This window comes from Streptomyces sp. NPDC089799 (assembly GCF_040684755.1).
Taxonomy (GTDB): Bacteria; Actinomycetota; Actinomycetes; order Streptomycetales; family Streptomycetaceae; genus Streptomyces.
The window spans coordinates 88,843-94,864 of the sequence record NZ_JBFBGR010000030.1 but is presented as its reverse complement, the minus strand read 5'-3'; the positions used below and the strand labels follow the sequence as shown (position 1 = coordinate 94,864).

Genomic DNA, 6,022 nt, shown 5'->3' with positions numbered 1-6,022 from the left:
AGACTTCCTCCACACCTACAACCACCACCGCTGCCACACCGCACTGGGCGGACACCCACCCATCAGCCGCGTTAACAACCCTGCGGGTCAATACATCTAGGCGGCGGCCGGGCCGTCAGCCGAGCACGTTGCGCAGCACGGTCCACAGCGCGGCGAGCGTGAGGATCACGGCGCTGCCGCGGCGCCCCACGGGCACGCGGTAGCGCCGGCCGCGCAGGGTGGCGGTGGTCAGCCAGTGGCCGTAGCCCAGCGCCACCACGGGCAGCACGGCCAGCAGCGCGGCGTTCGCGCGGGCGGCACCCGCCAGGTCGCCGTGCAGCAGGCTGTACGCCATGCGCGTGCCCCCGCAGCCGGGGCAGGACAGACCGGTCGCCCACTGCCACGGGCAGCGGGGCAGCAGCTGGGAGGGGTCGTACGGGCTGTGCCCGTACACGTAGACGGCGCCCGCCACTGCGGCGGCGCCGAGCACGACCGGCAGGGCCCGCACCGTCCACGGTGCGGGCCCTGCCGTCATACCGGTCGAACTCATGCTCAGCCGCGCAGGACGCGGCCGTTCGAGTCGGTGGCGGTGCTGCTGGTCAGCAGCATGATGCCGTCGATCAGAGCCCAGATACCCAGACCACCACAGGTCAGCAGCTGGCCGATGGCCATGCCCACGTGACCGGTGTAGAAGCGACCGATGCCGAGACCGCCGAGGAACAGCTGGAGAACGCCGGCGACGATCTTCGACTTCTCGGAGTAAGGAATGCCGTTGGGGGCGTAACCCCAGGGGGCGTTGGGGTCGGGCTGCTGCGGGAATGCCATGAAAGCTGTGGCCTTTGCTGATAAGTGATTACTACTCAGGAACGCGCGAGTATTCCCCCGCACTTACCATCACCTTATATGCCGCACCAAGGGCCTTGGGAATGGCGGGAATGTTACAGATCAGCGACTGAGCAGAAGCAGCTTCCCCACGTGCGTGCCCGATTCCAGCACCCTGTGCGCTTCCGCGGCATTCGCGAGCGGGAACGTCCCGTGGACGACCGGCCGTACCAGCCCACCCTCGATCAGCGGCCACACGTGCTCCCGTACGGCGGCCACGATAGCGGTCTTCTCCTCCGGGGGCCGGGCCCGCAGCGAGGTCGCGGTGACCGCGGCCCGCTTCGACAGCAGTGCCCCCAGGTCGAGTTCGGCCTTCACCCCGCCCTGCAGTCCGATGACCGCGAGCCGCCCGTTCACGGCCAGCGCCTCCACGTTCCGGGACAGGTACTTCGCCCCCATGATGTCCAGGATGACGTCCGCGCCGACCCCGCCCGTCGCCTCCCGGACCTCGGCCACGAAGTCCTGTTCGCGGTAGTCGATGAGGACGTCCGCACCCAGCTCCTTGCAGCGGGCCAGCTTCTCCGGCCCGCCGGCGGTCACGGCCACCCGGGCCCCGACGGCCTTCGCCAGCTGGATCGCCATGGTGCCGATGCCGCTCGCGCCGCCGTGCACCAGCAGGGTCTCACCGGGCCGCAGATGGGCCACCATGAACACGTTCGACCAGACCGTCGAGACCACCTCGGGCAGTGCCGCGGCGGTGACCGGGTCGATCCCGGCCGGTACCGGCAGCAACTGCCCGGCGGGGACCACGACCTGCTCCGCGTACCCGCCGCCCGACAGCAGCGCACACACCTCGTCGCCCACCGCCCAGCCGGAGACCCCGGGGCCGACCGCCGTGATCCGGCCCGAGCATTCGAGGCCCGGGTACGGGGAGGCGCCCGGCGGCGGATCGTAGAAGCCCCGCCGCTGAAGCACGTCGGCGCGGTTCACGGCACTGGCCGCGACCTCGACGAGGACCTCGCCCTCGCCGGGCACCGGATCGGGTACGTCGGCCCAGACCAGGGCCTCGGGGCCGCCGGGCTGCGGAATGGTGATCGCATGCATGGCCCGGACAGTAGTACGCGCCGGCAGGACGCTGAAGTACGTACGTCCGCGGGCGCGTTCAGTGCGCCGCGGACGGCGCCGCCGCTCCCGCTCCGGCTCCGGGCGGTGCGGCGCGGACGATCACGATGAGCCGGTCCGTCAGCTGGAGCGGGCCGGCGTGCGGGTCGTCGTACGCGAGCAGCCGGTGCCCGCGGAGCACGCTGACCACCAGGTCGTCGGTCTCCCGGACGCCCTTGCCGACCTCCGACCGGTTCACCGGCCGCTCCAGCAGGTCCAGGCCGCTGCCCTGCTGGATCAGGTCCTCCATCACGGTGCCCGCGCTGGGGCTGAGCACCGACAGGCCGAGCAGCCGTCCGGCCGCGCTGGCGCTGGTGATGACGGCGTCGGCGCCGGACTGGCGGAGCAGCGGGGCGTTCTCCTCCTCGCGCACCGCCACGACGATCTTCGCGCTCCGGTTGAGCTGGCGGGCCGTCAGGGTGACCAGGACGGCTGTGTCGTCGCGCTGGGTGGCGATGATGATCTGACGGGCCTTCTGCACCTCGGCGCGGACCAGGACGTCGGAGCGGGTGGCGTCCCCGACCACACCCGTCAGTCCCTCGGCGTTGGCCGTGTCGACCACCTTGGCGCTGGGATCGACGACGACCACCCGCTGCTTGTCCAGGCCGGTGGCCAGCAGGGTCTGCAGGGCCGACCGCCCCTTGGTGCCGAAACCGACGACCACCGTGTGGTCACGCAACTGCTTCCTCCAGCGGTTCAGTCGCCACTCGTCCCGGGTCCGCTCGGTGAGGACCTCCAGGGTGGTGCCGACCAGGATGATCAGGAACAGTACGCGCAGCGGCGTGATCAGCAGGATGTTGACCAGCCGGGCGCTGTCGCTGTACGGGACGATGTCGCCGTAGCCGGTGGTGGAGAGGGTCACCGTCGCGTAGTAGACGCAGTCGAGGAAGTCGACCGTCTCGTTGGCGTTGTCGTGGTAGCCCTCGCGGTCGGCATAGACGATGAGGACCGTCAGGACCAGCACGAACAGCGCCATCAGCAGGCGCTTTATGACCTGCCGGAGCGGCTTCCCCACCACCCGGGTGGGCATCTGGACGCGGTGCGAGACGAGCCGCTCGCCGGCCTCGCGGGCCATCGCGTCCTTGCCGTGGAGCTTCACGCTTCGCACCGTCCGGCGGAGTCCGGGGAACCGGAGGAGCCGCCGGGGCCGGGGGAGGACCATTCCCCTGCCGTGGCGGTCCACGGCAGTTCGAGGACCTCCAGTTCCTGGCCGGCCCGGGCGCCGCCGCGCGGTACGACGGCCAGCGCGTCGGCGGCGGCCACCCCGCGGAGCATGGCCGGGCCGTGGTAGCGCAGCGGTACGGCGAGGTCGCCGGACAGGACCACCGGGACCAGCCGGGTGTCGTGCGGGTGGCCCGGTACGTCGTCCCGGAGGGCGGCGGTCCAGTGCTGGCGCGGTGCCAGGCCGGCCAGCCCGCGCAGCAGGGGCTCGGCGAGGGTGAGCAGCCCGGAGACGGCGGCCAGCGGGTTCCCGGGCAGGCCGACGAGGAACCGGCCGGCGGTGAGGCGCGCCAGCAGCATCGGATGCCCCGGCCGGACGGCGACGCCGTCGACCAGCAGTTCGGCGCCGAGCCGGCGCAGCACGGGGTGCAGGTGGTCGACCGGGCCGGAGGCGGTGCCGCCGGTGGTGACCACGAGATCGGCCGGCGAATCGGTGAGGGCGCGGTGGAGTTCCTCGACGCCGGCGGGGTCGTCGCCGAGCCGGCGGGTGCCGAGTACCTGCGCCCCGAGCCCGGCGAACCAGGGCCCGAGCATGGGGCTGAGGGCGTCCCGGATCAGGCCGTCGTACGGGCGGCCCGACGTGAGCAGCTCGTCGCCGAGGACCAGCACCTCCACGCGGGGCCGGGCGCGGGTGGTGAGCTCGTCATAGCCCGCGGCGGCGGCGAGGCCGAGCACGGCGGGGGTGACGCGGGCTCCCGGGGGCAGCAGGCGGTCGCCCGTGCGGCACTCCTGGGCACGCGGCCGGATGTCCTGGCCGGCGATCACCTCGCGCCGCGGGTACAGCCGGCCCTTGAGCTCGTCGGTGCGCGCGTGCTCGCTGCGGATCACGGCGGTGGTGTCGGCGGGGACCCGGGCGCCGGTGGCGATGGGCACGGCCTCGCCGTCGGCCAGCGGGGCGGGCTCCTCGGCGCCGGCCAGGGCGGTGCCGCCGGGGCGGACGGCCCAGGGGCCGGGGCCGGAGACGGCCCAGCCGTCCATGGCGGAGGTGTCGAAGGAGGGCAGGTCGGTGAGGGCGTTCAGGGGCTCGGCGAGCACCTCGCCGAGGGCGTCCGCGAGCGGCACCCGGTGGGTCCGCTCCCGGCGGCCCGCGCCGGCCCGCGCGGCCAGGTCCCGGGCCCTTGCCCAGGGGGCGGCGCGGTGGCCGCCGGCGTCGGGGGTACGGGCGACCAGCGCGAGGGCCTGGTCCAGTGCCTGCTCATGGGTGGGCGGGCGGCGGGGACCCCGGTCGGCGGGGGCCGGGGCGGCGTCGCGGTCTGTGGCGGGGCCGCGGTCTGTGGCGGGGCCGCGGTCTGTGGCGGGGCCGCGGTCCGGGGCGGGGCCGCGGTCCGGGGCGGCATCGTGCTCGGGGACCGGCCCCGGGGCACGGTGCGCACCCGCCCGCTTTCCCTGGCTGTCGCGCTCGCCCTTGCCGTCGCCGTCCTCGTCACCGCCGCCGGATCCGGCGCGGGCGGCCGGCCGGAGCGGGGTGCTCAGGCCCACGGCGAGCAGCAGGGCTTCGTCGAGGTCGCGTTCCGCCGGGGAGCCGGGAGCGTGTGCGGGGGTCATCCGGATTCCCCCGTGGGGCCGGTCCCCGCCTCGTCGGCCCAGCGCAGGGCAAGCGCCGAGGCCTGCCGGGACGCACGGCTGACCGCCTCGGCGGGGTCGCCGCCGCCGGCGGCGGCCTGGGCGGCCGCGTAGCCGATGAGGAAGGTGGTCAGCGGCGCTGCGGGCCGGGCGACGCCGTGGGCGGCGTCGCGGGCGAGGTCGAGCAGGGTCTTGGTGTCGACGTCGACGTCGATGCCCAGCTCGTTCTTGACGGCGGTGATCCATTCGTCCAGCACGTTCCCATGCTCCCTGATCCGGGCGCGGGCGGCCGCGAGATCGTCCCAGGTGTCGCAGTCGAAGGAGGCGAGGGGCTGCGCGGGGACGCGGGTGAGGTCGAGTTCGGCGAGCAGGGCGCGCAGCGGCAGACCGGTGAGGGTGCCGTGCTCGGTGGCCAGCAGGGCGATCTCGCGGCGGAGCGGTTCGGCACGGTAGACGGCGACGAGGGGCTGGTCGCGGCCGGAGGGGTCGCGGAGGAGGGCGCCGTCGGCGGCGGTGCGGCCGGCCGCCAGCAGTGGTGCGACGGTGGTCGTGCGGTCCAGGAACGGCAGGTCGGCGGAGAGTACGAGCACCAGCTCGGCGGTGCTCTGCCGGAGCCCGGCGTCCAGTGCGGCCAGCGGACCGCCGCCGGGCGGGGACTCGCGGGCCCAGGTCACGGGGCGGGCGGTGGGACGGCGGGGGCCGACGACCACGGTGTGGCGGGCGTCCGCGCAGGCGCCGAGCACACGGTCGAGGAGGGTGCGGCCGCCGACGCTGAGGCCGGGCTTGTCGGCACCTCCCAGCCGTTCGGCTGCGCCGCCGGCGAGGACGATGGCGTCGTAGCTCATGGGGTCGAGTATGGCTCGCCGCGCCCGAAGTCCCGTGGCGGGTGTCGGCCCTGGCGGCCTGTGCCGCGGGGCTGCCCGGGCCGGCCGGAGGCGGCTCACCGGCCGTTCCCTGCGGGGCTGTTCCCCACCCCGCCCCTTTCCCGAAACCGGGGCTCCGCCCCGGCCCCCGTTTCGGGGCTCTGCCCCGGGCCCCGTTTCGGGGCTCTGCTCCGGGCCCCGTTTCGGGGCTCTGCTCCGGGCCCCGTTTCGGGGCTCTGCTCCGGGCCCCGTTTCGGGGCTCTGCTCCGGGCCCCGGTTCGGGGCTCTGCCCCGGGCCCCGGTTCGGGGCTCTGCCCCAACCCCCGTTTCGGGGCTCTGCCCCAACCCCCGCTTCGGGGCCCTGCCCGCGCCCCGGTTCGGGGCTCTGCCCCGGCCTCCGCTTCGGGCTCTCC

At 74.7% G+C, this 6,022-nt stretch carries 5 protein-coding genes and 2 pseudogenes; 1 reads left to right on the top strand and 6 read right to left on the bottom strand.

Features of this window, described 5'->3' with window-relative positions; translation table 11 throughout:
• A pseudogene (locus tag AB0O36_RS28035) lies at positions 1-100 on the top strand (IS481 family transposase); the annotation flags it as partial.
• 15 nt (positions 101-115) lie between these two features.
• On the opposite strand, the gene AB0O36_RS28030 reads toward AB0O36_RS28035, so the two are convergent.
• From AB0O36_RS28030 to AB0O36_RS28005, 6 genes and pseudogenes are all read right to left on the bottom strand, one after another.
• Positions 116-514: a DUF2752 domain-containing protein gene (locus AB0O36_RS28030; protein ID WP_365115002.1), complete on the bottom strand. Its 399-nt coding sequence runs from the start codon at positions 512-514 to the stop codon at positions 116-118.
• Between the two features lie 17 nt (positions 515-531).
• Positions 532-783: pseudogene (locus AB0O36_RS28025) on the bottom strand (TM2 domain-containing protein); the annotation flags it as partial.
• A gap of 141 nt (positions 784-924) precedes the next feature.
• The gene (locus AB0O36_RS28020; RefSeq protein WP_365115000.1) at positions 925-1,905 is read right to left on the bottom strand and encodes an NAD(P)H-quinone oxidoreductase; all 981 of its coding nucleotides are present in this window, start codon (positions 1,903-1,905) and stop codon (positions 925-927) included.
• Positions 1,906-1,963: 58 nt separating this feature from the next.
• Positions 1,964-3,061 carry a potassium channel family protein gene (locus AB0O36_RS28015; protein WP_365114999.1) on the bottom strand — a complete coding sequence of 366 codons (1,098 nt, stop codon included), beginning with the start codon at positions 3,059-3,061 and terminating at the stop codon, positions 1,964-1,966.
• Positions 3,058-4,728, bottom strand: coding sequence for a molybdopterin-binding protein (locus AB0O36_RS28010; protein ID WP_365114997.1), 1,671 nt, complete (start codon positions 4,726-4,728; stop codon positions 3,058-3,060). The genes AB0O36_RS28015 and AB0O36_RS28010 overlap by 4 nt, the downstream gene beginning before the upstream one ends.
• On the bottom strand, positions 4,725-5,591 hold the full coding sequence (locus AB0O36_RS28005) for an NTP transferase domain-containing protein (protein WP_365114995.1): 867 nt from the start codon (positions 5,589-5,591) through the stop codon (positions 4,725-4,727). Before AB0O36_RS28005 ends, AB0O36_RS28010 begins: the two co-directional genes overlap by 4 nt.
• Positions 5,592-6,022: the final 431 nt, after the last annotated feature.